The organism is Blautia glucerasea (assembly GCF_013304385.1).
Lineage (GTDB): Bacteria > Bacillota > Clostridia > Lachnospirales > Lachnospiraceae > Blautia_A > Blautia_A ammoniilytica.
In genome coordinates this window covers 55,106-80,870 of sequence record NZ_JAAITU010000008.1, presented here as the reverse complement: position 1 = coordinate 80,870, position 25,765 = coordinate 55,106, and the positions used below count along the sequence as shown (strand labels likewise).

The following is a 25,765-nucleotide window of genomic DNA, read 5'->3' as shown; positions in this document are numbered from 1 at the left end:
AAAGTTTCTTCTTGTTATAATAACACCATCAAAGGAAGCAATCCAGACATGGATATGTAAGATAATAAGGAGGATATTTAAGTATGAAGAAAAAAGTTGTATCAGTTATGCTGACTGCTGCTATGACAGTAGGAATGATGACAACAGGAAGCCTGAATATGGTAGTTGCAGAAGAGGCAAATTCCGATGAGGAAGCGATCACAGCCACCCTTACTGTATGGGGACCTTCAGAGGATCAGGCAGAGGAGAACGGACAGTGGCTTCAGACAATGTGCGATCAGTTCAACGAAGCTCATCCGAACTGGGATCTGACCTTTGAGTATGGCGTTTGCCCGGAAGGCGAAGCAAAAGCCACCGTAACACAGGACGTTGAAGGCGCTGCAGATGTTTATATGTTTGCAAATGACAATCTGCCGGATCTGGTTTCTTCTAACGCAATTTCCAGACTTGGTGGTGACACAGAGGCAGCTATTAAAGAGACAAACTCACAGGAGATCGTTGATTCTGTATCCATTGACGGTGCAGTATATGGTGTTCCTTTCACAACAAATACATGGTTTATGTACTATGACAAATCCGTATTCAGCGATGATGATGTGAAGAGCCTTGATACAATGCTTGAAAAAGGAAAGGTTTCCTTCAAACTTACAGATTCCTGGTACATTGCTTCCTTCTATGTAGCAAACGGATGTACACTGTTTGGTGAGGACGGAACAGATGAAGCAGCTGGTGTTGACTTCTCCGGCGATAAAGGAACACAGGTTACAGATTATCTGGTAGACCTTGTTGCTAATCCAAATTTCACAAACGATGCTGATGGATCTGGCCTTTCCGGTCTTCGTGATGGTTCTATCAATGCAGTTTTCTCAGGATCCTGGGATGCAGCAGCAGTAAAAGAAGCACTTGGCGACAACTTTGGCGTAGCAGCTCTTCCAACCGTTACTATCAACGGAGAAGAGAAACAGCTGAAATCCTTTGCAGGATCCAAAGCAATCGGTGTAAACCCGAACTGCGAATACCCACAGGTTGCTGTAGCTCTTGCAAGCTACCTTGGAAGCGCAGATGCACAGAAAGCTCACTATGAGATGAGAAGTGTGATTCCTTGCAACACAGAGCTCCTTGCAGACGAAGCAATCAGCAGCGACGCTCTTGTAACAGCACAGAATGATACATTCAATACAACATCTATTATTCAGCCATTCGTAACAGCTATGAATAACTACTGGACACCGGCAGAGAACTTTGGTAAATCCCTTGTAAACGGAGAAGTTACTCATGACAATGCTGCTGAAATGACAGAGAATTTCAACACAAGCATGAACTCCTCCGCAGTTGAATAATTAAACTTTTAAACTGAAATGACCTGAGGGCATTGCCACATAGATATTGAGGCAATGCCCTTAGTGATGAAAAAAGAAGAGGGAAAAGTATGGCAATCTGGAAAAAGAAAGCAAAACAATTTGATGAACCTTACAAGGTGAGTAAGGCCATTACCAAAGGAAATGCAGCCACAAAGCTTTCCATGATCATTATGGGATTCGGGAACATTGCTCATAAACAGGTGATTAAGGGACTGCTGTTCCTTGCCATGGAAGCAGCATATATCTGGTTCATGGTGACAAGCGGTATCACAAATCTGGAACACTTCATTACACTGGGCGGAAATGCACAGGAAGAGGTGTGGAATGAAGCAAAAGGTATCTACGAATACACAGCAGGAGACATGACGCTCCTGTTTCTCCTTTATGGCGTTGCTACCGTGTTTTTGACCGGTCTGTTCATCGTGACCTGGCGGGCAAATATGAAGAGCGCCTATGAGGCAGAGTGCCGCACAAAAGAAGGCAAACATGTGAACAGCTTCCGTGAGGATTTCAAAAAACTGTTTGATCAGAAGCTGCACTGGACACTTCTTACACCGCCGATTACCGGCATTCTTGTATTTACTATCCTGCCTCTTGTATTTATGATTTGTATGGCTTTTACCAGCTACAGTAAGGTAGGAGACCATCTGACCCTGTTTAACTGGGTAGGGCTGAAGAATTTTGCTACCGTGCTTGGCATGGGGAACACCATTGGCAAGACCTTCTGGTCAGTGCTTGGATGGACTCTGGTATGGGCAGTGTTCGCAACATTCTTGAACTATATCCTTGGAATGCTGCTGGCAATCATTATCAACAGAAGAACTACAAGGATCAAAGGCTTCTGGAGATTCTGCTTCATGCTTTCCGCAGCAGTTCCCCAGTTCGTATCCTTACTTCTTATGAGAAGTATGTTAAGAGAGAGTGGCCTGATCAATGTTATGCTGCAGAATGCAGGGATCATCAACAGCCCACTGCCGTTTCTGTCTGATCCTACATGGGCAAGAGTGACGGTTATTATTGTCAACCTGTGGATCGGTATTCCATTTACCATGATGCAGGTAACTGGTATCCTTCAGAATATTCCAAATGACCTGTATGAGGCTGCAAAAGTGGATGGAGCCAATTCCGTTACCATCTTCTTTAAGATCACCCTTCCATACATGCTGTTTGTTACAACCCCATACCTTATTACAACCTTTACCGGAAACATCAACAACTTTAACGTGATCTTCCTTCTGACCAAGGGCGAACCGGTTCCGGTAGGCTATACAGCAGGTAAGACCGATCTTCTGGTAACATGGCTGTACAAGTTGACCGTTGATCAGCAGTATTTCAATGTAGGCGCAGTTGTAGGTATCCTTACATTCGTGATTCTGGTTATCGTATCACTTGTTACATACAGAAACAGCGGTTCTTACAAGAATGAGGAGGGATTCCAATAATGAACGAAAAAAAGACAGGATCTATGCGGAGAAAAGGGACTATTTCCGATACGATCGTACATGTATTGCTGGCTGTCCTGGCGGTGATCTGGGTTATCCCGATCCTGTGGATCGTACTGCTTAGCTTCAGCTCTCAGAAGGGATCCTATGTTACCACATTTTTCCCGAAAGGATATACCCTTCACAACTATGCGAGGCTGTTTACGGATACACAGAACCTTGATTTCCCACAGATGTTTAAAAACACATTTATTATTGCCTGCTTCGTATGCCTGATTTCCACTTTCTTTGTACTTTCCATGGCATACTGTACTTCAAGACTTCGTTTCAAAATGCGTAAACCATATATGAATGTGGCAATGATCCTGAAATTGTTCCCTGCATTCATGTCCATGGTTGCCGTATATTATATTCTGAAAGTTCTGAACCTGACAGACGGCGCCATGATCCGTGTGGCACTGATCCTGGTATACAGTGGTGGCGCAGGTATAGAATTTCTGATCGCCAAGGGATTCTTTGATACCATTCCCAAGGCACTGGATGAGGCGGCATACCTTGATGGCGCTACCAGATTCCAGGTATTTACAAAAGTAACCATACCATTAAGTAAACCGATTATTGTATATACGGTTCTTACTTCTTTCCTGAATCCATGGCTGGATTTCATCTTTGCAAAGGTAATCTGCCGTGCAAATGCCAAATACTACACAGTATCCGTTGGTTTGTGGAAGATGCTTGAGAAAGAGTATATTGATAAATGGTACACTAGCTTTGCAGCAGGTGCAGTATGCATCTCCATTCCGATCGCGATCCTGTTTGTATTCATGCAAAGGTATTATTCGGATGGACTTTCAGGAGCTGTTAAAGGCTGATCTGATGAGGTAAGCTATGAAAGTAAGTCTGTGCAGGTTTCACTGGCAGGATTTCAGAAGAGGCCAGGAACGATGTTTTCTTTTGACTAATGGACTGGGTGGTTATTCTTCCCTGACTGTGATCGGAGATACAGCAAGGAATGACCATGCACTGTTTATGGCAGCAGAGAAGGCGCCTAATAAGCGGGCACGTCTGATCTCCAATGTAGAGGAATATCTGGAGATCCAGGGGAAAAATACCGGGCTTTTCTCCCAGGAATATGTAAACCGGACAAAGAATCAGGAGGGCTTTCGTTATCTGGAAGCCTTTGAGATGGAGATGCTTCCTACCTGGCATTATCAGGTGGGAGACGTATCTGTAAAAAAGGAGCTGTTTATGCTTCAGGGGGAGAATACCATTGCCCTCAGGTATCAGCTTTCCCAGAAAATAGCAAAAGAAGTGATTCTTCATGTGTCTCCGCTTCTGGCCTTTGTTTCAAAAGGTAAAAATCCTGCAAAAGACCAGGTATTTACAGTAGAAGAGAATTATATTGCAGGGAATGGCCTGGTGCTTCATCAGAAGCATAATGGTACCCTTGTAAAAAAAGAAATTGCATTTTCTCAGGATCTGTACTATGATCAGGATGCCAGAGATGGTCGTGATTCGGTAGGGACAGCCCTGCAGAATCATGAGATCTGTTTTAAGATGGACGATTATTCCAGGGAGTTTTATCTGATCTACAGTCTGGACCGGAGAGTGGATGAATGCGACGCAAATACTATTTCCGGATGGATCCGGCACGCTAAGGAGGACAGACAGGCACTGATTCGGCACAGTGGCCTGAAAAGCACTGCAGGTCAGGCGCTTGCAGCAAGTGCTTTTCAGTACCTGGCACACAGAGAGTCCACAGACGGCAAGACGATCCTGGCAGGTTTCCCATATTTTGAGGACTGGGGAAGAGATACCATGATCGCACTGCCAGGGTGCACACTGGCACTTGGACTGTATGAGGAGTGCAAAAGCATCCTGAAAACCTTTATGATGTATTGCAGGAAGGGGCTGATGCCCAACCTGTTTCCTGAAGGCGATAAAGATCCCTTTTATAATACGGTAGATGCACCGCTTTTATTTATCAATGGTGTGTATGAATATTATAAAGCCACCAATGATGAGGAATTTCTTAAAGAAGCCTATCCTGTGATGGCAGATATCGTATACTGGTATTGCAGAGGCACAGATTATCATATCCATATGGACTGGGACTGCCTAGTTATGGCCGGTGCGGGCAAAGAGCAGCTGACCTGGATGGATGTACGGATTAATGATGAGCTTCCTACGCCGCGCCACGGTAAGGCGGTGGAGATCAATGCATACTGGTATAATGCACTGAAGATCCTGGAGGAGTTGTCACCGCTTGTAGGGCAGGAGGCCAGGGATTATCAGAAGCTGGCCAGCACAGTAAAGAAAAGCTTTCTGGAGAACTTCTGGATGGAAGACAAGGGCTGGCTGAAGGATGTGGTAAATGGCACAGCAGAGGAAGAACAGTTCCGCTGCAATCAGGTATTTGCCTTATCCATGCATTATACTATGCTTTCCAAAGAGCAAGGCAGACGACTGCTTGCGGCTGTACGGGAAAGACTGTATACGCCGGTTGGTCTTCGTACCCTGGATCCGGCAGATCCAGCATTTCATCCGGTATATGGCGGCAGTCAGCCGGAGCGGGACAGAGCCTACCATCAGGGAACGGTGTGGACCTTCCCATTAGGAGCGTATTACAGGGCTGTGCTTGCCTGTGCAGAAGACCAGGAGACGGCAAAAGAAGAGATCCGGCAGGATCTGACTCTTTTGGAAGGATGGCTTACAGAAGGCTGCCTGTTTCATCTGGCAGAGATTTATGACGGGGATAAGCCGGTGGCATCCAGAGGCTGTTACGCACAGGCCTGGAGCGTTGGCGAGATTGTGAGAGTTTATAAATTGATAGAAGAATAAATGCCGAAGGAGGACTATTTGCCAAAATAGTCCTCTTTTTGGCGACAAGATTGATTATTGGAGACTAGATTAAGATGCAGATTATTGAGACATACGGAAAATATATAGAGAAATTTGGAAATGAGGATCCTGCAAAGGCCAGATGGCTTTTGAAAACCGGCTGGTCTGCCCAGAATCTGAAATTTCGTTTTGCACCGGATAAAAGGCTGATCCCTGCGCACAGATATCTGGCACACCTGATGATGAACACCATGCTGGCACCCTTAAAAAGACCGGAAAAATGTTCTGTGGTCAGCATTTTCACACCCTGTGAGCTGCTTCATGAGGTGGGACTTAGCCCATACAATGTGGAAGCTTTTTCCTGCTACCTTACAGCCTCTGCAGCAGAGCGTGCCTGCCTTCAGCAGGCAGAGGATCAGGGGATTTCCGAGACCCTTTGCAGCTACCATAAAACCTTTATCGGGGCAGCAGACCGGGGGATCCTTCCCAGGCCGAAGTGTATCGTTTATACCAATCTGGTATGTGATGCAAACCTTCTTACCTTCCGTTATCTGGCAGATATGTATCAGGTTCCGGTCTTTGCCATTGATGTGCCCTTTGGGCAGAGTCATGACAATGTAAAGTATGTGGCAGAACAATTGGAGGAGCTGGCTGTTTTCCTGGAAAAGTGTACAGGCCATCCCATTGATGAAGACAGCCTGAAGGAGCGGCTTTGTATCAGCAGGCGCACTCTGGAAAACATATCCAGATTTCAGGCTCTTAGAAAAGACAGGTGTATTCCTACGGATCTGGTGACTCCCCTGTATGAAGGCATGACCAACAACATTCTTCTTGGGACAAAAGAGGAAGAGGGATATACCGCCCGGCTGTTAAAGGATGTTTCACAGGCAAGCCCTGCAAAAGGAAAGAAGATCTACTGGATGCATACCATTCCTTTCTGGTCTGATGCAGTAAAAAAAGAATTGATGTTTCAGGAAAAAGCCCAGATCGTAGGCTGCGAGCTGGCACATACCTTTGATCTTGATGAATACGATTTTGATCCCAGGAAGCCTTATGAAGCAATGGCTGCAAGGATGGTTTACCATGCACTGAACGGAAGTGCTTCCCGCAGGATCGAAAATGGGATCAAAAATGCGAAAAAAGCGGGAGCAGATGGCGCTGTATGGTTTGGACACTGGGGATGCAAGCACACGCTGGGCGCGTCCAGGATCGCAAAAAAGAATTTTGAGGAGCAGGGAATCCCGTTATTGATCCTGGATGGTGACGGTTGTGACAGAAGCCATGGAGGGGAAGGCCAGACAGCAACCAGACTTGGTGCTTTTCTGGAAATGCTTCAGGCATAATAGGTGAGGACATGATGAATAATAACAAAATATATTATGTGTGTAAATATACACCAATAGAACTGCTGGCTGCAATGGGAGCCAGCTGCGAAAATCTGAATGGAATGCCGGGGAATTTTGAACTTGCAGAGCAGATGGTCCATCCTAATATCTGCGGCTTTGGGAAAGCTGTGCTGGAAGCTGTTATGGAAGGACAGGTGAAGGAGCTGGTTCTTGTGAACTGCTGCGATACCATCCGCAGTGTTTATGATGTGCTGGAAGACATGGGAAAGCTGGATTTCCTTTATATGGTAGACATGCTGCATGGGGAAGGCTGCTGCAGCCGGGAGAGGACTGCCCTTCAGCTGAAAGGCCTGGCAAAGGCATATGCAGACTATAAAGGACAGGATTATCTGCAGATGTTTCACAGGGAAGCATTTGCAAAGGCATTTGTACCGCCGGTGAAAGAAAAAGGAGCCCATTTAAGCGTTATGGGTGCCAGAATGGGCAAGGAACTATATGAAATGGTACAGAAATCCATGCCATATCCGGTAGAGAACGATTCCTGTGTAAATAATCGTTCTGTAGGAGAGGCAAAGCCTCCCAAAGAGAAGGATTTTGATAAGCTGATGGACTGGTATGCAGGAGAACTTCTGGGTCAGATGCCATGTATGCGTATGATGGATCATACAGGCCGGAAACAGCTGTACCAGGATCCGGGTCTGAAAGGAATCATATACCATACAGTTAAATTCTGTGATTTTTACAGCTTTGAATATGCAGAACTAAAGCAGCATGCAGCAGTGCCTTTGTTGAAGATCGAGTCGGATTATACTATACAGAGCAGCGGACAGCTTCTTACCAGACTGGAGGCATTTGCAGAAAGCCTGGTGCAGGATGAACGGAAAGGACAGGAACGGAAAATGGGAAAAGGTTATTTTGCAGGCATTGACAGCGGATCCACCAGTACAGATGTGGTGATCCTGGATAAAAACAGACAAATCGTAGCCGGGATTATCCTGCCTACCGGCGCAGGGGCTGCCATTGGTGCAGAACGTGCTCTGGAGGAGGCCCTGAAGGATGCTGGGCTTACAAGAGAAGATATTGATGCCCTGGTTACTACCGGATATGGTCGGACAGCCATCCAGGATGGAGATAAAAGTATTACAGAGATCACCTGCCATGCAAGAGGAGCCCATTACCTGGATCCTTCTGTGCGTACTGTGGTGGATATCGGAGGACAGGACAGCAAGGTGATCCGACTGGATGAGCAGGGGAATGTAGTGAATTTTGTTATGAATGATAAATGCGCTGCCGGAACCGGCCGTTTTCTTGAGATGATGGCCAGAACTATGGAGATGAGCCTGGATCAGCTTGGAAATTGCGGCATCCAATATAAAGAAGACATTACTATTTCCAGTATGTGTACGGTTTTTGCCGAATCAGAGGTGGTTTCCCTGATCGCCCAGAATAAAGAAACAGATGATATAGTCCATGGTCTTAATAAGGCAGTGGCTGCCAAGACAGCAGCCCTTGTAAAGCGGGTAGGCGGAGAAGAAAAGTATATGATGACTGGCGGTGTTTCCAGAAATCAGGGCCTTGTAAAAACCCTGGAAGAACGGCTGGGCACAAAGCTTGTGATCAGCGAACAGGCACAGCTTTGCGGTGCACTTGGAGCCGCACTTTTTGCTGCGGATATGGTGACACAGGCCTGAAAGGTGAAAAGCATTGCACTAAAGAGCCGGATTGGGTATAATGTGACCTATAAAGTGTTAAAGGAGTAACATTATGGGGATTTGGGCTTCCATTAAGAACAAGCTGAGAAGGATCGTTCCGGTGCCGAGGACTTACCTGGATAAGAAGCTTGGCGATATGGAAAAAGAAAATAAACGTCAGAGCAAGGTGATCGGAGATCTTCAGAAAGCATCTCTTGCCCAGACAAAAGCGATCGAAGAGCTGAAGGCTTTTATTGAGCAAGAGTTCAGACGCAGGGATGACTGGCCGGTGCGTAATGCCCAGCTTCACACAGAAGCTGCAGGCAGGCCGTTGTGGGTGATCAAGTGCCCGGCGCCGGAAGGACCGGTAAAGGTACGCTGGGGAGATTACGCATATGCAGTGACTCTGAAGCGTTATCTGGACAGACTTGGCGTGTATACAGTGGTAGACACCAGGGAGGACTGGGGCTGCGAGGAAGACGCAGATGTGGTACTGGTGCTTCGAGGCTGTCATTTCTACAGACCTGACAGGCGGAATGCCAGATGTTTGTACATTATGTGGAATATCAGCCATCCGGAGATGATCACTCCGGAGGAATATGAATTATATGACGTAGTATGTGTAAGCTCTAATTACTATGCCAAATGTTTGCAGGAAAAGGTAAAAGTGCCGGTACTGCCGCTTCTTCAGTGTACAGATACAGAGCTGTTTTATCCGGCGGAGGAGTCCGGAGATGACCAGAGCGCAGTACAGGCTAAGGGAGACTATATTTTTATAGGCAATTCCAGAGGCGTTGCCAGACGATGCGTGATCTGGTCTGCCCAGAATCAGCTTCCTCTTAAGATCTGGGGCAGCGGCTGGAAGGCTATGCTGGGACAGAATAAGGGCATGGTTCAGGATACATCCATTGAGAACAGTCAGATCCCGGATCTGTACCGCAGTGCAAAGGCTACCTTGAATGACCATTGGAAGGATATGCTGGATTACCAGTTTGTAAATAACCGTATTTTTGATGCGCTGGCCTGCGGACTGCCTGTGATCTCAGATTATTGTGAAGAACTGAAGGAGATCTTTCCAGACGCAGTTCTTTACTATAATAATAAAGAAGAGTTTGATGATTGCATCATGCAGCTGGAGACACATTATGATGAGATCAAAGAGAAGGTGGCAAAGCAGTGGCCGCTGATCCGGGAGCAGTATTCCTTTGAGGCGAGAGCCAGGGAGCTTCTTAAGATCGAAGAAAAATACAGACATACGAAGACGGCTAAGCAGCAAGGAGAATTATGAAAATACTCATTATCATTCCTGCCTACAATGAGGCAGGATGTATAGAAACAGTGGTGGACAATCTGATCCGGAATTATCCCCAGTATGATTATGTGGTGATCAATGACGGCTCCACCGACGATACACGTAAGATCTGTGCCCGAAGAGGCTATAATTTCATGGATCTTCCGGTTAATACCGGGCTTTCCGGAGCTGTGAAAAGCGGCATGCGCTATGCCAATTATTACGGCTATGATTATGTACTACAGCTGGACGGAGACGGACAGCATGATCCCGCATATATTGCAGATATGATCGATGAGATGGAGCAGACCGGCTGTGATATCGTGATCGGCTCCAGATTCAAGACAGAGCGTAAGCCCATCAACTCACGTATGATCGGCAGCCAGATCATTACAACAGCCATCTGGCTGACAACAGGCGGCAAGTATATCGGGGATGTGACCTCCGGCATGCGCCTGTTCAACAAGAAGATGATCAAGCATTTCGGTTATAACATGCATTACAGCCCGGAGCCGGATACCCTGGCATACCTGTTGAACTGTGGAGTTGATATCCGTGAGGTGCAGGTACACATGTCTGAACGTATTGCAGGAGTCAGCTACCTGAATTTCAAAAATTCCGTGTGGTATATGATGAAAATGCTTTTCTCTATCCTGCTGTTCCAGTGGGTACGGAAAAGGTGAAAGGAGAGTAGACCATGACCATTACATTAAGGGCGCTGCTGGTAGTAGCAGCATTGATTACAGTGATCTGGATCCTGCGGCAGATCCGGAAGTTTAAGGTCAAAATGGAAGATGCCATTTTCTGGATCTTTTTTGCAGCGGTATTGCTTATCCTTGCCATTTTTCCGGAAATCTGCTTTGAATTGAGCAAGCATCTTGGCTTTATGTCACCCTCCAACCTGGTATTTGTGATCATCATCTTCCTTCTGGTAGAAAAGATCTTTACTTTATCACTTATCGTGTCCCAGCTGGAGGAGAAGATTTCTATCCTGTCCGCCGAAGTGGCGCTTCGCTCCAAGGCAGCCAACCGCCGCCTGAATGACGATGAGGAGATCACCCGTGAGCTGGAAGAACGTGAGGGAGAGATAGAGGGAGAATCAGGAAAGCAATCCTGAGAAAGAAAAGCAGAAATAATTATATGGAATCGAATCGCTGTGAGATGGCCTGCCAAGAACTATTTTATATGCCTTGTTTTGATAAGGAAATGGAAATTTATCAATTGTCACATTGATAGGAAAGGAGCATTCATGAAAATGGTAAAAGAGATAAATGATTTCAAGCGTTTTATTGAATTAAATAGAGACAGATTATATGCAAGTGCTGAGAAGGCAGATGATATAGCGTTAGATGATGAGTGGATGCAAGAAGATCAGTGGGATGAGATTTATAAACAAGGAGAGAAAAAAGATGGGAAAATATAATTTAGGTGAAGTATGGTGGACTCAGTTCCCATTTCAGGAGATAAAAGTATCAAAGCGCAGGCCAGCGATTGTCATTGATAAAAATACCATTGCTGTTCTTGCCATGATGGTTACGAGTAAAGCTAAGAAAAATCCGTACAGTATTAGAATTGATGATTGGCAAGAAGCTGGATTGACAAGAGAATCATGGGCAAGAATTGACAGGATCATTCAAATGGATGAATGGCGAATGGAAAAGAAAATCGGTGATTTGTCTGAAAGTGACCTATTGAAAATAACGCAGTTGGTTACAGAACATTTGTCAGAAAAATATCATGAATTTTCTCTATTGGCTATTACAAATCCGACGGGTAAGTATTTGCAGGTTTATGATGAGAGATGGAAATGTTGGTTATTTCCATATTACCGAACAGAAGATCCAAACAAGGAAAATATAGATAAGCATGCAAGTGATTTGGTTAAAATGCAAGTTACAACATCATACATTACCAGTGCTCCCCATTGTAAATATTCTGAAAGTGATCAAGTGTATAAGCAATATAAACATATACTGTACAGTCTTGCATTGAATGATGTACCAGAATGCATGAAAGGCGATATTTTTGAACTGGACGGTAAGAAATATGCTTGGAAATCTATTGAAGAATTAGAAGCAGATAGTAATGTGATGGATAAAAATGATGACATTGTTGCTTTTGTGAAGACAAAATGCAAATAGGTGGAGAAATCAAGACAAAAGGCAGGTTAGAGGCTTATGATCAGTCATACATTTGCAGTATGTGCATATGGGGAATCCCCATATCTTGAGAAAAGCATCCGGTCTGTAGTACAGCAGTCGGCAAAGTCCAGGGTGATCGTATGCACATCCACACCCAGCGACTACATCCGTGATCTGGCAGAGAAATATCACCTGCCATATTACGTGAGAGAAGGCACCAGCAGCCTGCAGGATGACTGGAATTATGCCTATGACCAGGCTGAGACAGAATACGTGACGATTACCCATCAGGATGATATTTATCATCGGGATTATCTGAAATATATGGATCAGTATCTGGGAAAGCATCCGGATACACTGATCGCCATGACGGATTACCGCATCATCAACCAACACCAGCAGGTTCGGTGGGATGTAAGTCTTTTGATCAAGCAGATCATGAAGCTGCCGCTCAGGCTTCCCTTTCTGGCAGACAAGCGCTGGGTCAAGCTGGGAGTGCAGTCACTGGGAAACGGGATCTGCTGTCCGTCTGTGTGCTATCATAAGGCTATACTTGGGAAAAGCATTTTCCAGTCTGGCTATCATTACGCACTGGACTGGGATGTGTTTGTCCAGATTGCCAGGAAAAAGGGAAGATTTACCTATATTCCTAAAGAATTGTTCTACTACAGGATACACGATGGCGCCACTACAAAGGCTTGTCTGAAGAATCAGGAGAAGACCAGGGAAGAACTGGAGATGTTCGGGAAGTTCTGGCCGGCATCGGTGGTGAAGCTTCTGATGCGGTTCTATAAGATCGGATATAAGAGTTATGAAAAGTAACGAATAATGTATGGAGTCTTGGTTCTTTGCAAGACTCTTTTTCTATGTTAGAATGGTCATATTTGAGATTCACAAGTATTATAACAAATGCTATGATATAAATACGTAATGCATTCACCTACATATTTGATTTTGCAAGGAAATATGCAGCACAGCCATATATAAGGAGAAAATCATGCCTGAAGTGTCCATTATCATTCCTGTTTATAACAATGAACAATACATAGAAAAATGTATTCAATCCGTCTTGAATCAAACTTTTGAAAATTTTGAAGTCATTGTGATTAATGATGGCAGTACAGACAAAAGTGGAGAAATCCTGGAAAAGCTGAATAGAGAAGACTCACGGATTTTTTTAATAGAACAGAAAAACCAGGGAGTTGCTGTTGCAAGAAACCGGGGAATGAACAAAGCAACAGGAAAATACATTACATTTGTTGACGGGGATGATTATCTGAAAAACAACTATATTGAAAAAATATATAATCTTGCAGAAAAAGAAAAGCTGGACATGGTAATCTGTGGACTGACTTATGTGGACGAAGGTGGAAAAGAATTGGAAAGGATCGTTCCAGGTGTGTATAAACGCATGGAGAATGAAGAATGGACTTTCAGAATTTCAGCTGTATGTTCTCATCTGTACCGGAGAGAATTGTGGAAAAAATATGATGTCCATTTCCAAAGTGGGGAACGTGGTGAGGATATGCCGATTTCTCTGTTTTTCAGTGCAGTATGTCCGAGAATTAATACGATACCGGAATGCGGGTATTACTACGTACAGCATGAATCTTCTGCAAGACATAATTTCAAAGGTCTGGAAAAGTATTCTTTACCCTATAAGGGGTTGGATGCTACGCTTACCAAGGTGTGGGAAGTGGGAATGGCGAACAGTCCGGAATTTTTTGAATTATTTGTATTGAGAATACTTGCTACCTGCTTATTCCAGCTGGCACTGGGAGCAAGCAAAGAAAAAACAAGAGAGTTATGTGATTATATAAATACCACAGTGGAGTCGTATTTTCCACATTATTGGAAGAACAGTAAAGCCAGACTGACCGCTGAAGTGGATATCCCATTTACCCAGAAAGCTGCAGTAAAGGCACTGATGATCTTGATAAAAACCAGGCTTCTTCCGCTATTTGGATGGCTGATAAGCAATAAGAGATAGATAATGGAAGTTGATTTGTAGTGATAAGGGTATTTATATGGAACAGTCACATTGATTTTATTTGCAGATAGGCTATAATCAATATGCTTTAAAAACGGATTTTTCAGGAAATGAGAAAGCATTTTTGCATGAGACAGGGGACGTAAATGGATTTTGTAAGTTTTGTAATTTTACATTATAAGGATTCAAGGGTGACAGATATCTGTGTACAATCGATTCTGGCAATGGAACAGCAGGAACGGATAAGAATTGTGATCGTGGATAATGATATTCATGATTCAGAAGCAGAAAGAAATGAACTTTTACTGAAATATAAGGAAAATCCTCGGATTAAAGTTTTACAGATAAAGGAAAATGGAGGATTTTCATATGCCAATAACCGGGGCTATCAGTATGCAAAAGAACAATTCGGCCCAGGCTATATCATTGTGCTAAATAATGATATTGAGTTTACACAAAAGAATTTTATCAGCATACTGGAAAGCAGTTATAGTAATCGTCCATGCCATGTTCTTGGACCTGATGTGATCCATCAGGGAACTGGTGAGCATCAGAACCCTATGGATACCAGGCTCCGCACAAAAAAAGAGGCTGCTTATACTGTAAAGATGAATCAGTTGGCACTTCGATTTTACCCAGTCCTGTATCCAGTTGTTCACCACATGCTTAAAAAAGCAGAAAAATCAAAAATAGCCAATAGAGAAAAACAGACCACTCTCAGTCGTCAGATCCAGACAGACATTATTCCATTTGGCGCCTGTTTGATTTTTACTCCTTTATTTGTGGAAAAGGAAGATAAGGCTTTTGACCCGGAAACCCAGTTTTTTTACGAGGAATATATACTGGCACTGCGCTGCAAGCGAAAAGCCTATAAAATCGTATATGATCCAGCTATGACAGTAAAACATGAAAGTGGTGCTGCAACGAAAAAAAGCTATCACAAACAGAAGAAGAGAATCCGTTTTATGTTGGAGAAAACTGCCGCCGCCTGTGAGGTTTATTTGGGCATGTTGGAGAAATGATGTGTAAGGATGAGTAAATACTAGCGCTTTTATTGCTTTTTGATAGTGGACATGTTAAAATAAAATAGATTGTGTGTATTTTTAAAACATGAAACAGGTGATAAAATGAAAAAAATATTATGGATATCGCCGTATGCTCCATATGATAAAGCTGATCATGCGGGTGGGAAGGTTCATAATTTTTATGTTAAATATTTTCATCAAAGCGGGAAATTTGATATTACACTACTTTCATTGTGTTTAAAAAAAGAAGAAAGATTATTAGATTTAGAACAGTATGGAATAAAGAATCATGTTTTTGTGATGGACAAATCAAAAGGAAAACAGTTTGAAAGAAGAGCAAGAAGTGCATGGTCTTACGTGAATCCATTTGATAAATATGCTGGTATATGCCTGGATTATGAAAGAAGCCATATCGAAAAAATGGTTATGGAGTATATTAAAAGTGGAGAGAAGCCAGATATTGTTATCCTGCAATGGACTTTTTCCCTGGCTTTTCTTACAATGCTGCGAAAACAATTTCCTGATTGTAAAAGTATATCAATTGAAGAAGATGTTACTTTTTTGGGATATATGAGAAAATGGAGAAAAGCAGAATCACCATACCAGAAGTTTTTCTGGAAAACCAGGTATGAGAGAATTAGGAATCTGGAAACAAACTGGTTAAAACAGGTAGATTTGATTGTTACAAACAATCCGAAAGATACAGCATTGCTAGTTCAGAATGGTTTGCCTGAGAAGCAAATATTTACATCAATGCCTTACTTTGACGATTATAGCGAAGTGCAAAGAAAGATTGAAGGGCGAGATATTCTTTTCTTTGGTGCCATGAGCCGAGAGGAGAACTACTTAAGTGCTATTTGGTTTGTGGACAATGTTATGCCGAAGCTTCAGGAGTTAAATGTAAGATTTTTGATTGCCGGCAGCAATCCACCGGAAATTTTAAAGAAAAAAGAATCAAAAGCTGTTAAAATTCTTGGATATACAAGCGATATGGCAAAATATTTTAGCAGCTGCATCTGTCTGGTAGCACCGCTAAAGCTTGGTGCAGGAATAAAAGTAAAGATTCTTGAGGCTATGTCAGCTGGAATTCCTGTACTGACAAATGAAATTGGGATTGAAGGAATTGAGGCTGTGAATGAAAAAGAGTATATATTATGCTCCAGTCCAGATGAGTATGCTGATAGTATAAGAAGGCTGTTAAGTGACCGACATTTGGGAGAAGAACTATCTTTAAATAGCAAGAGATTTATAAAGAAAAAATATCATATGGCATCTCGCTTAGATGATTTGATTAATATAATAGAAAATGATTTGTGTGTTAAGGAGAATTACAGTCGATGATAGAAAGAATAAGAACGATCTATGATTATCGTGATATGATATATAGTCTTGTTAGGAGGGAGTTACGTGGGAGATATCAGAAATCTGTATTGGGTATGTTGTGGACGTTTTTAAATCCATTTTTCCAAATTGTGATTTATACAATTGTGTTTACTTTGATTTTTCCAAGTAACATTGAAAATTATTATATTTATCTAATGACAGGTATTATCCCTTGGAACTTCTTTACAGAAGCATTGGGACAGGGAGCGGGCTGTATTGTCTGCAATTCTGATATGACAAAGAAAATCTATTTTCCACGGGAAGTTTTAACAATTGCTTCTGTCACAGCTAAATTTGTAAATATGCTATTAGCATCTGTGGTTGTGTTTGGCTTTTTAGTATTCTCGCATGTGGGGATTTCATGGCACCTGTTATTAGTGCCAGCCGTAATGTTGGCAGAGTATTTGCTTGCACTGGGACTGACGTTGTTTTTTTCAGCTGTAACGGTTTACCTTAGAGACATGGAATATATTGTAGGTGTACTTTTGCAAGCCTGGATTTGGGCAACGCCGATCATGTATGCAATTGACGCAATTCCTGCATTTGTAGGACACATTTTACTGTTAAATCCTATGACTTTGGTAATAACTTCTTATCACAATTTATTATATTATCATCAGCTTCCGACTGCCTTAACATGGATCGGAATGTATACTTTTGGAATTATAATTTTGCTGATTGGTGAAGTTGTTTTTACTCACCTTGAAGGAAATTTTGCGGAGGAATTGTAATGAAATCAGACAATGCCATTGAAGTACGAAATGTACAAAAACATTTTAAAGTATATAAAGATAAAGGGCATATGCTTCGTGAAAGGCTGATACACCTTAATAGAAATAAATATGAGATGCGTGAGGTCCTGAGGGGGATCAGCTTTGATGTGAAGAAAGGCGAATCTGTTGGACTGATAGGTAAAAACGGTTGTGGAAAAAGCACGACCTTAAAGCTGCTCACTAAGATTCTGCGTCCTAATGGAGGAACTATAGATATTCAGGGACGTGTATGCAGCCTTATTGAATTGGGGGCTGGATTTCACCCAGACATGAGTGGAAGAGAGAATATTTATATTAATGCTTCTATTTTTGGAATTAAAGCAAAAGAAGTGGATCAAAGATTGAATGATATAATTCGTTTCTCTGAGTTAGAGGAATTTATTGATAATCCAGTCAGAACTTATTCATCCGGTATGTATATGCGTCTGGCTTTTTCTGTTGCCATTAATGTAGATGCAGATATTTTGCTGATTGATGAGATCCTGGCTGTTGGGGATAATGCTTTTCAGACAAAATGCTTTAATAAACTGAAAAGTTTGAAGGATCAAGGAACAACAATCGTTATTGTGTCTCATGCTTTAGGACAGGTGGAAAGACTATGTGACCGTGCTATCTGGATTGATGAGGGACGTATTCGTGATGATGGACCAGCCAGAAAAGTTTGCAAGGAATATTTGGAAAAGATGGAAGAATCCAGGTTGGAACGTGCAGAACTTGAATATAGGATGGAGCTTGAGGAACAGAAGAAACGAGAGTTAGAAGAAGAGAAGCGTAAGAAAGAGACGGAACAGCAACAAAAAGAACAGAAGATATTACAGGAAAGAAAACAAAAGGAAGAAGAAAAACAGAAACAATTATTAGAAGAAAAGAAACGTGAAGAGAAAAAAAGAAAGGCCAGTTGCCATGATATAGCAACCCAGTGTGGACCAGATGCTAGAAGAGAAGGAAACTGGAAAGTAAAGTTCACAGAGGTTAAGCTACTGGATGCAAAAGGAAATGAACGCCTGGAATTTAACCCGGGAGAGAAAATTGTTATTAAAATGAAATATAGTGCGGAACAGATTGGAATTAAACTTAATTTCATTATTGGAATAACAAGAAATGATTGGCTATATTGCTATGGAGCAACAAGTAAAGATTCAACAGGAAGTTACTATTTATCTGGGAAAAATGGAGATGTAGAGTTCACTATTGATTCTTTGAATTTGCTTGGTGGAATATATTTTCTGGATGTAAGAATTCGTAGTGAAGTTGATGAAGTATTTGATAATATATACAGTTTAATACAATTTAAAGTGAATAAAGAAGAGCAAAGAGAATATGGCTTGGTAACGATGAAACATTCTTGGATTAATAAAAATGGAGAAAAAGTATGATTGTAAAAAATCAGAATGATAAAATTGTATATTCCGATGGTGAAACTACAGAAAATAAAATGTTGGATATCGCTCAACGATATCCGGAAGATACAGTTCAGGATTACATTGGAAAGTGTAGTGAATATACTGTGAATAATACGTTTTCCTCAGTTCGATGGAACATTTTGAACTGGTATCCCTTTAAGAAAGATGCAGATGTCCTGGAAGTCGGAGCAGGTATGGGGGCATTGACTGGTTTATTGTGTGAGAAAGCTAAGAGTGTTGTTTCTGTAGAAATGAGTGAAGCACGTGCTTCTGTTATTAAAGCACGTTATTCAGAGAGAAAGAATCTTAAGATTGTTACTGAGGATATTTTAAAATGGGAAAGTCCTCAAAAATTTGATTATGTTGTATTTATTGGTGTGCTTGAATATGCAGATGTGTTTTTAGAATCATCAAATCCATATAATGATTTCATTGAGAAGGCAAAAAGCTTTTTGAAACCTGATGGGGTTCTATTGTTTGCAATTGAGAATAAAACTGGATTAAAATATTGGGTGGGTGGCTCTGAGGATCATTTACAAGAACCATATGTGGGATTGGAAGGATATGAGCAGAAACATACTCCAAGGACTTTTTCCAAGAGTGAATTAGAACAATTGTTGAATAATGTAGGTTTTAAGAATAAGCGATTTTATTATGTTCTGCCCGATTATAAATTTCCTGAAATTATCGCAACAGATGAGTACAAACCAGATTATCTTAACTTGCAAAAAGTCTCGTTTACTTATTCAAAAAATAGTTTGCTAACTATGAATGAAAAATATTTATACAAAGATATTCTGGAAAATAATGTGCTGGATTTTTTTGCTAATTCATATTTGGTAGAGTGTAGTTTACAGCAAAAAAAGGAAAGAAAAGTGATTTATGTTTCTAGTAAAGGAGAAGTGAAAAAAATATATAGAGTCAGTACTGTTTTGTACAATGATGGATCTATTTATAAAATACCAATGCATGAACAAGCAGTACAACATATTGATAATATTTACTATAATACAGAATTCTTAAAGCAAAGGGGCATTGATATTTTAGGGTATGTACGTGAAGGGAACACCTTAAAATGTGATGCATATCACGGCGTGAGTGCACAAGATTATTTTGGAAAATTATTGAGAAATAATGATCGTTCTGGATTATTCTCTTTCTTGGAAGAATTTAGAACTGAGCTTGTGAAGTCAAGTGACATGGTTTTTGACAAAAGTATTGTAGATGAATTGAACATCGATGTTTCAGAATATCAAATGGGACCAATACTTGAAAAAGGTTTTGTTGATCTGACATTTTATAATAGCTTTTATGAAAATGGTAAGTTTATTTTTTATGATCAAGAATGGTGTTTTGACAATGTTCCGCTTAATTTTATTTTGTATTATGCTGTGAATTCTGCATATTCACGTCTCCAGGAAAAAACAGATATTAGTTTACAGGAAATTTGGAATTATTTGAATATTGGAAAAGAAACTTCGGTTTTTAATGCTCTTGAAAGCCATATATGGTCTAAAGTTCTGTATAGACAGACTGATTTTTATGGGGATGGAGGATATTGCAATCGCTTTAATGATGAATGGACAGTTAAAAATAAAATAGCATGTTTACAGAGTGCAAAAGAAAAAACGGAACGTGAACTTGAAACAACAGAGCATATATTAAAAATGGAAAATCAGAAACTTTTAAGTGAAATAACTGATTTGCAAGATGAACTGAATAAAAGCGAGCATGAGTTAAATCAATTTAAAGAGATGGAGATTGAACTTAGGCAGGAGATTCTTAATAAAAAAGGACACATTGAGATGCTCCTTCCAGCTGAAAGAGAACGAGATGCAATCGTACATTCAAAGATGTACAAAATCATGCGCTTCATCTGCCATACTTATGATTGTATTATGATATTCCCAAGATTCATCGGAAGAAATCTTTATGCTTTTGGTCGCATGATGACACATGTGAATATGCAAGAATTAAAAATTGCGTATGGTTATGTAAAGAATGAAGGGATTAAGGGCGCTTATGAACACTTAATGCGCGATTATCACCAGGGAGAACTGAAACAGATAAAAGTTGATGTAGATGAAAAAATATATGATGAAATCACAGATATTCACGAATGTGAAGTATTGAAACTTCCACAGTATGATCATCCAACAGTATCTATTGTCATCCCAGCATACAACCAGTTTACTTATACATATTATTGTATAAAATCAATTTTAGAAAACAGTGAAAACGTATCTTATGAGGTTATTTTAGCAGACGATTGCTCGAATGACTTGACAACAAAGATAGCTTCTGTTGTTGAGAATCTTATAATTGCCAGAACTCCAAGTAATATGTTGTTCCTTCGCAATTGCAATAATGCTGCCCAAAAAGCCAAGGGGAAATATGTTTTATTCTTAAATAATGATACCCAGGTACAGGATAATTGGTTAAAGCCGCTTGTTGATCTTTGCGAAAAAGATCAAACGATCGGAATGGCAGGCTCCAAACTTGTATATGCTGACGGAACGCTCCAGGAAGCCGGTGGGATTATCTGGCGTGATGGAAGTGGGTGGAATTACGGCAGAAACGATGATGCCACGAAACCAGAATATAACTATGTCAGAGATGTGGATTACATTTCTGGTGCTTCAATCCTGATAAGAAGAAGTCTGTGGGAAGAATTAGGGGGCTTTGATGAGTATTTTGCACCTGCGTATTGTGAGGATTCGGATCTTGCATTTAGAGTCAGAAAAGCCGGATATCGGGTAGTATATCAGCCATTATCCGTGGTAGTTCATTTTGAGGGGAAATCAAATGGAACGGATTTGAATACGGGGATTAAACAATATCAGGTGGAAAACAGCATTAAAATGAAGAAGCGCTGGAAAGATGAACTGGACAAACAATATGAATGTGGTCAATTTGTATTTAAAGCCAGAGAAAGAAGTCAAAATAAAAAGACCATTCTGGTGGTTGACCATTATGTGCCACAGTTTGACAAAGATGCCGGATCTAAAACAACTATCCAGTACTTAAGAATGTTTGTTGAAAAAGGATATATGGTAAAATTTATTGGTGACAACTTCTACCAGCAAGAACCTTATACAACTATTCTTCAGCAAATGGGAATCGAAGTACTTTATGGTCCGTGGTATGCACAACATTGGCAGGAATGGCTTTTGGAGAACAAGAAGTGCATTGATTTTGCTTATTTAAACAGACCACATATTACAATCAAATATATTGATTTCATCAGAGAAAATACGGATATTAAGTGTATATACTATGGACATGATCTGCATTTTTTAAGACTTCAGCGGGAATATGAACTGACTGGTGACATTGAGAAAAAGAATGAATCTGATGAATGGCTGGAAAAGGAATTGTATATTATGCGCAAAGCTGATATCAGTTATTATCCTTCTTATGTTGAGGAAGAAGCAATTCATAAAATTGATGCAACCATTCCTGTGAAAGCCATCACAGCATATGTATATGAGCAATTTAGAAATAACATTCCAATGGACTTTGCGAAAAGAGAGGGAATTGTATTTGTAGGCGGGTTTGGACATCCACCAAATGCAGATGCTGTACTTTGGTTTGCAAAAGAAATATATCCGCTTATTCGCCAGAAGATTCAGATGCCATTTTACATTGTAGGCTCCTCTGTAACACCAGAGATTGAAAAACTAGAGGGAAATGGCATAATTGTAAAAGGGTTTGTATCTGAAGAAGAACTGGCCAGATTGTATGATACATGTCGGTTGGTAGTTGTTCCGCTTCGATATGGAGCAGGGGTAAAGGGCAAAGTTGTAGAAGCTTTATACTATGGTACTCCTATGGTAACTACTTCTGTTGGTATTGAGGGTATTCCAGATCCTGAAAGAGTTGTTAAGGTGGCTGATGATGCGGAAGATTTTGCAAATGCAGTTATCCGGTTATATCAGGATGAGACTGTCCTTGCACAGACCGTTAAGGACTACCAGAAGCTTGTAAAGCAGAATTTTAGTCTTGAAGCAGTTTGGAACATAGTAAAAGAGGATTTTGAATAAAGGAGCATAAAAATGCAGGCAGTACTTCTTGCAGGAGGTCTTGGAACGAGACTGAAAAGTGTGGTTAATGACAGACCCAAGCCTATGGCAGACGTATGTGGGAAACCTTTCATGGAATATTTGATTTTGGAGTTAAAGAAACATGGAATAACCGATATTGTTCTGGCTGTTGGCTACAAAGGTGAAATGGTGGAGGAGTATTTTGGAAACGGCGAGCAATTGGACGTGCATATTGAATATTCCTACGAAAAAGAGCAGTTAGGGACTGCGGGCGCAATAAAAAATGCTGGTCAGTATATTAAAGAATCAGAGTTTTTTGTTTTGAATGCAGATACATTTTATCAGGCTGCTTACAGTGACGCAATTGATCTGTATAAAAGTGAAAATATGGACATGGCACTGGTTTTGAGAAAGGTTCCGGATGTATCCAGATACGGCAGTGTAAAACTGGATAACCATATGATTATTGGTTTTAATGAAAAGGTCAGTGATCATATTTCCGGGGTTATAAATGGAGGAATTTATTTAATGCGGAAAACTGTGTTGGATTTAATTCCTGAAGGAAAAAAATGTTCGCTGGAGAATGAAATTATTCCTCAAATGTTGGCTGAAAAGAAAAAACTTGGTGCAGTTGTAAATGAAGGATATTTTATTGACATTGGTGTGCCGGACGATTATTTTAAGTTTATTAAAGATGTAGAACAAAAAAACATAGAATTTTAACGGAGAGTAAACAATGATTATAAGAGGAAGAGCACCACTCAGAGTTAGTTTTGGCGGTGGCGGTACAGATGTGGAACCATATTGTGTGGAACATGGTGGAGCCATAATAGGCAGTACGATTAACAAATATGCATATTGTTCAATCTTGCCCAAAGAAAATGATCAGATCACAGTTCATTCCCTGGATTTTGATATGACTGTTAAATACAATGCGAAAGAAAATTATGTATATGATGGTAAACTTGATTTAGTAAAAGCTGCTTTAAATGCACTGGATATTAATCAGGGGTGCGAGGTTTACTTGCAGTGTGATGCGCCTCCAGGCTCTGGTCTTGGAACTTCCTCTACGGTCATGGTCTCTTTGCTGATGGCAATGGCAAAGTGGAAAGGCGTTACAATGGATGCTTATGAAATGGCAGATCTGGCATACCATGTGGAACGAGAAGTACTTGGGATTTCAGGCGGTTATCAGGATCAATATGCTGCTACCTTTGGTGGTTTTAATTTTATTGAATTTCATGGGAAAAATGATGTGGTAGTAAATCCACTTCGAATCAAAAAAGATATTATACATGAACTTCAATATAATCTGCTGCTTTGCTATACTGGGAACATTCATGTATCTGCCAATATTATTTCAGATCAGGTGAATAATTATAAGAAAAAAGAGACAGATGCAGTGGCTGCCATGACAGAGGTAAAGGCGTTAGCTTATGCTATGAAAGATGAATTATTAAAAGGAAACCTTAACAGTTTTGGAAAATTACTGGACTATGGCTGGAATAGCAAGAAACGTATGAGCAATAAGATTACCAATCCCAAAATCGATGAATTATACGAGGAAGCGGTCAAAGCTGGTGCACTTGGAGGAAAGCTGCTTGGTGCTGGTGGTGGCGGTTATCTTTTAATGTATTGCCCGTATAATGTAAAGCATAAAGTTGCTGAAAGAATGGAAAAAGCAGGAGGTCAGTTGGCAGACTGGAATTTTGAACTTCGCGGAGCTCAGGCATGGACGATGGATAGTAATCGGTGGGATTACCAGGATATTAAAGTTCAGATTCCGGAAGGACGGTTTGATTTCAAATTATGAGTGGCAGAAAAACTGTGTTTCTGGACAGGGACGGAACTATTAATGTAGAGAAGAATTACTTATATCGTCCAGAAGAATTTGAATTTATTCCAAAAGTTCCGGAAGCTATTGCAAGATTGAATAATGCCGGATATCAGGTAATCGTGGTGTCCAATCAGGCTGGTGTTGCGAGAGGCTATTATTCAGAAGATGATGTAATAAAATTGCATCAATATGTTAATGAACAACTGAGTAAATATAAAGCACATATAGACGGATTTTATTATTGTCCACATCATCCGGATGCAGGCATAGGAAAATATAAAATGAAATGTCATTGTCGAAAACCGGAAACAGGACTGTTTGAAAAAGCCTGTGAGGACTTTGATGTTGATATCGAGGATTCATGGATGATTGGTGACAATATAGGAGACATTAAGGCTGGGAACAATTTCCATTTGAAAACGATTTTGGTAAGAACTGGATATGGAAGCCAATTGGAAAAGGAAGGATTCCATTTGTTTCAATATATAGCAGATGATCTATATGATGCAGTAAATAATATTGTATGTAAAGGACTGAGATAATTATGAGCAAAATTGAAGAAATTTTCAACAATTTAATTGAAAGATATCCAGTGTTGGAATCCAGTAAGGACGATATTTACCAGGCTTATAAAGTGCTGGAAGAGTGCTATCTAAATGGGAACAAACTGCTAGTGGCTGGAAACGGTGGAAGCGCAGCAGATGCGGAGCATATTGTTGGCGAGCTTATGAAAAGCTTTATTAAAAGACGGCCGTTGGAAGAAGATTTAAAAAACAAGATGATCCAGCTGGATCCGGAAATGGGAAGTGTATTGGCCGAGAAGCTTGAAGGTACTTTACCTGCTTTGTCCTTGAATATGAATATTGGCTTGAACACTGCATTTCTTAATGATGTAGATGGTCTTTTGATTCTGGCACAGGAGGTACAGGGATACGGAAACCCGGGAGATGTTTTTCTTGGAATTTCCACATCCGGAAATTCAGTAAACGTAAATTATGCAGCTATTGTTGCACGTGCAAAAGGGATGAAGACTATTGCACTGACAGGCAAAGACGGCGGAAAACTGAAAGATAAAGTGGATGTTGCTATTGTTGTGAATGAAATGGAGACATTTAAGATTCAGGAACTTCATTTACCGGTTTATCATGCATTGTGTTTGATGTTGGAAGAGAGATTTTTTTAAGGAGAGAGTTTTAGG

The 25,765-nt window shown here is 40.9% G+C and carries 22 protein-coding genes; all 22 read left to right on the top strand.

What is annotated here, in order from left to right; translation table 11 throughout:
• Nucleotides 1–83 precede the first annotated feature (83 nt).
• The 22 genes from G5B11_RS05315 to G5B11_RS05210 all read left to right on the top strand — a co-directional run bounded on the left by G5B11_RS05315 (nucleotide 84) and on the right by G5B11_RS05210 (nucleotide 25,750).
• Nucleotides 84–1,340, top strand: coding sequence for an extracellular solute-binding protein (locus G5B11_RS05315; RefSeq protein ID WP_173727106.1), 1,257 nt, complete (start codon nucleotides 84–86; stop codon nucleotides 1,338–1,340).
• Between the two features lie 89 nt (nucleotides 1,341–1,429).
• Nucleotides 1,430–2,803 (top strand): carbohydrate ABC transporter permease, encoded by a 1,374-nt coding sequence (locus tag G5B11_RS05310; RefSeq protein WP_158420808.1) that lies wholly within the window; start codon nucleotides 1,430–1,432, stop codon nucleotides 2,801–2,803.
• Complete coding sequence (locus G5B11_RS05305; protein WP_158420807.1) at nucleotides 2,803–3,675, top strand: sugar ABC transporter permease; 873 nt, start codon at nucleotides 2,803–2,805, stop codon at nucleotides 3,673–3,675. The genes G5B11_RS05310 and G5B11_RS05305 overlap by 1 nt, the downstream gene beginning before the upstream one ends.
• 16 nt (nucleotides 3,676–3,691) lie before the next feature.
• A complete protein-coding gene (locus tag G5B11_RS05300) occupies nucleotides 3,692–5,644 on the top strand; it encodes an amylo-alpha-1,6-glucosidase (protein ID WP_173727105.1) in 1,953 nt (650 codons plus the stop codon).
• A 74-nt stretch (nucleotides 5,645–5,718) separates the two neighbouring features.
• Complete coding sequence (locus G5B11_RS05295; RefSeq protein WP_173727104.1) at nucleotides 5,719–6,987, top strand: 2-hydroxyacyl-CoA dehydratase subunit D; 1,269 nt, start codon at nucleotides 5,719–5,721, stop codon at nucleotides 6,985–6,987.
• Nucleotides 6,988–6,998: 11 nt separating this feature from the next.
• Nucleotides 6,999–8,681, top strand: coding sequence for an acyl-CoA dehydratase activase (locus tag G5B11_RS05290; protein WP_244092922.1), 1,683 nt, complete (start codon nucleotides 6,999–7,001; stop codon nucleotides 8,679–8,681).
• 73 nt (nucleotides 8,682–8,754) lie between these two features.
• Nucleotides 8,755–9,969 (top strand): glycosyltransferase family protein, encoded by a 1,215-nt coding sequence (locus tag G5B11_RS05285; protein ID WP_158420804.1) that lies wholly within the window; start codon nucleotides 8,755–8,757, stop codon nucleotides 9,967–9,969.
• The gene (locus G5B11_RS05280) at nucleotides 9,963–10,655 is read left to right on the top strand and encodes a glycosyltransferase family 2 protein (protein ID WP_288219173.1); all 693 of its coding nucleotides are present in this window, start codon (nucleotides 9,963–9,965) and stop codon (nucleotides 10,653–10,655) included. The genes G5B11_RS05285 and G5B11_RS05280 overlap by 7 nt, the downstream gene beginning before the upstream one ends.
• Nucleotides 10,656–10,669: 14 nt before the next feature.
• Nucleotides 10,670–11,089, top strand: a complete 420-nt coding sequence (locus tag G5B11_RS05275) for a DUF2304 domain-containing protein (protein WP_158420802.1) — start codon at nucleotides 10,670–10,672, stop codon at nucleotides 11,087–11,089.
• Between the two features lie 132 nt (nucleotides 11,090–11,221).
• Nucleotides 11,222–11,395 (top strand): hypothetical protein, encoded by a 174-nt coding sequence (locus tag G5B11_RS05270; RefSeq protein ID WP_173727103.1) that lies wholly within the window; start codon nucleotides 11,222–11,224, stop codon nucleotides 11,393–11,395.
• Nucleotides 11,382–12,113, top strand: a complete 732-nt coding sequence (locus tag G5B11_RS05265; RefSeq protein ID WP_173727102.1) for a type II toxin-antitoxin system PemK/MazF family toxin — start codon at nucleotides 11,382–11,384, stop codon at nucleotides 12,111–12,113. Before G5B11_RS05270 ends, G5B11_RS05265 begins: the two co-directional genes overlap by 14 nt.
• A gap of 36 nt (nucleotides 12,114–12,149) precedes the next feature.
• Complete coding sequence (locus G5B11_RS05260; RefSeq protein WP_158420800.1) at nucleotides 12,150–12,935, top strand: glycosyltransferase family 2 protein; 786 nt, start codon at nucleotides 12,150–12,152, stop codon at nucleotides 12,933–12,935.
• A 175-nt stretch (nucleotides 12,936–13,110) separates the two neighbouring features.
• Complete coding sequence (locus G5B11_RS05255) at nucleotides 13,111–14,103, top strand: glycosyltransferase family 2 protein (RefSeq protein WP_158420799.1); 993 nt, start codon at nucleotides 13,111–13,113, stop codon at nucleotides 14,101–14,103.
• Between the two features lie 146 nt (nucleotides 14,104–14,249).
• Nucleotides 14,250–15,125, top strand: a complete 876-nt coding sequence (locus tag G5B11_RS05250) for a glycosyltransferase family 2 protein (protein ID WP_173727101.1) — start codon at nucleotides 14,250–14,252, stop codon at nucleotides 15,123–15,125.
• A gap of 105 nt (nucleotides 15,126–15,230) precedes the next feature.
• Nucleotides 15,231–16,469 (top strand): glycosyltransferase, encoded by a 1,239-nt coding sequence (locus G5B11_RS05245; RefSeq protein ID WP_158420797.1) that lies wholly within the window; start codon nucleotides 15,231–15,233, stop codon nucleotides 16,467–16,469.
• Entirely contained in the window at nucleotides 16,466–17,242 is a 777-nt protein-coding gene (locus G5B11_RS05240; RefSeq protein WP_158420796.1) for an ABC transporter permease, read from the top strand. Before G5B11_RS05245 ends, G5B11_RS05240 begins: the two co-directional genes overlap by 4 nt.
• The gene (locus G5B11_RS05235; RefSeq protein ID WP_158420795.1) at nucleotides 17,242–18,660 is read left to right on the top strand and encodes an ABC transporter ATP-binding protein; all 1,419 of its coding nucleotides are present in this window, start codon (nucleotides 17,242–17,244) and stop codon (nucleotides 18,658–18,660) included. Before G5B11_RS05240 ends, G5B11_RS05235 begins: the two co-directional genes overlap by 1 nt.
• Nucleotides 18,657–22,730: a glycosyltransferase gene (locus G5B11_RS05230; RefSeq protein WP_158420794.1), complete on the top strand. Its 4,074-nt coding sequence runs from the start codon at nucleotides 18,657–18,659 to the stop codon at nucleotides 22,728–22,730. The genes G5B11_RS05235 and G5B11_RS05230 overlap by 4 nt, the downstream gene beginning before the upstream one ends.
• A gap of 12 nt (nucleotides 22,731–22,742) precedes the next feature.
• Complete coding sequence (locus tag G5B11_RS05225; protein WP_158420793.1) at nucleotides 22,743–23,453, top strand: nucleotidyltransferase family protein; 711 nt, start codon at nucleotides 22,743–22,745, stop codon at nucleotides 23,451–23,453.
• A 13-nt stretch (nucleotides 23,454–23,466) separates the two neighbouring features.
• Nucleotides 23,467–24,543, top strand: coding sequence for a GHMP family kinase ATP-binding protein (locus tag G5B11_RS05220; protein WP_158420792.1), 1,077 nt, complete (start codon nucleotides 23,467–23,469; stop codon nucleotides 24,541–24,543).
• Nucleotides 24,540–25,109, top strand: coding sequence for a D-glycero-beta-D-manno-heptose 1,7-bisphosphate 7-phosphatase (gene gmhB / locus G5B11_RS05215; protein WP_158420791.1), 570 nt, complete (start codon nucleotides 24,540–24,542; stop codon nucleotides 25,107–25,109). Before G5B11_RS05220 ends, gmhB begins: the two co-directional genes overlap by 4 nt.
• Before the next feature lie 2 nt (nucleotides 25,110–25,111).
• Entirely contained in the window at nucleotides 25,112–25,750 is a 639-nt protein-coding gene (locus tag G5B11_RS05210) for a D-sedoheptulose-7-phosphate isomerase (protein WP_158420790.1), read from the top strand.
• The last annotated feature ends 15 nt before the right edge of the window (nucleotides 25,751–25,765 follow it).

Coding starts and splice junctions, on each gene's coding strand:
- G5B11_RS05315 (WP_173727106.1), top strand. CDS start 84: ATGAAGAAAAAAGTTGTATCAGTTATGCTGACTGCTGCTATGACAGTA.
- G5B11_RS05310 (WP_158420808.1), top strand. CDS start 1,430: ATGGCAATCTGGAAAAAGAAAGCAAAACAATTTGATGAACCTTACAAG.
- G5B11_RS05305 (WP_158420807.1), top strand. CDS start 2,803: ATGAACGAAAAAAAGACAGGATCTATGCGGAGAAAAGGGACTATTTCC.
- G5B11_RS05300 (WP_173727105.1), top strand. CDS start 3,692: ATGAAAGTAAGTCTGTGCAGGTTTCACTGGCAGGATTTCAGAAGAGGC.
- G5B11_RS05295 (WP_173727104.1), top strand. CDS start 5,719: ATGCAGATTATTGAGACATACGGAAAATATATAGAGAAATTTGGAAAT.
- G5B11_RS05290 (WP_244092922.1), top strand. CDS start 6,999: ATGATGAATAATAACAAAATATATTATGTGTGTAAATATACACCAATA.
- G5B11_RS05285 (WP_158420804.1), top strand. CDS start 8,755: ATGGGGATTTGGGCTTCCATTAAGAACAAGCTGAGAAGGATCGTTCCG.
- G5B11_RS05275 (WP_158420802.1), top strand. CDS start 10,670: ATGACCATTACATTAAGGGCGCTGCTGGTAGTAGCAGCATTGATTACA.
- G5B11_RS05270 (WP_173727103.1), top strand. CDS start 11,222: ATGAAAATGGTAAAAGAGATAAATGATTTCAAGCGTTTTATTGAATTA.
- G5B11_RS05265 (WP_173727102.1), top strand. CDS start 11,382: ATGGGAAAATATAATTTAGGTGAAGTATGGTGGACTCAGTTCCCATTT.
- G5B11_RS05260 (WP_158420800.1), top strand. CDS start 12,150: ATGATCAGTCATACATTTGCAGTATGTGCATATGGGGAATCCCCATAT.
- G5B11_RS05255 (WP_158420799.1), top strand. CDS start 13,111: ATGCCTGAAGTGTCCATTATCATTCCTGTTTATAACAATGAACAATAC.
- G5B11_RS05250 (WP_173727101.1), top strand. CDS start 14,250: ATGGATTTTGTAAGTTTTGTAATTTTACATTATAAGGATTCAAGGGTG.
- G5B11_RS05245 (WP_158420797.1), top strand. CDS start 15,231: ATGAAAAAAATATTATGGATATCGCCGTATGCTCCATATGATAAAGCT.
- G5B11_RS05240 (WP_158420796.1), top strand. CDS start 16,466: ATGATAGAAAGAATAAGAACGATCTATGATTATCGTGATATGATATAT.
- G5B11_RS05235 (WP_158420795.1), top strand. CDS start 17,242: ATGAAATCAGACAATGCCATTGAAGTACGAAATGTACAAAAACATTTT.
- G5B11_RS05230 (WP_158420794.1), top strand. CDS start 18,657: ATGATTGTAAAAAATCAGAATGATAAAATTGTATATTCCGATGGTGAA.
- G5B11_RS05225 (WP_158420793.1), top strand. CDS start 22,743: ATGCAGGCAGTACTTCTTGCAGGAGGTCTTGGAACGAGACTGAAAAGT.
- G5B11_RS05220 (WP_158420792.1), top strand. CDS start 23,467: ATGATTATAAGAGGAAGAGCACCACTCAGAGTTAGTTTTGGCGGTGGC.
- gmhB (WP_158420791.1), top strand. CDS start 24,540: ATGAGTGGCAGAAAAACTGTGTTTCTGGACAGGGACGGAACTATTAAT.
- G5B11_RS05210 (WP_158420790.1), top strand. CDS start 25,112: ATGAGCAAAATTGAAGAAATTTTCAACAATTTAATTGAAAGATATCCA.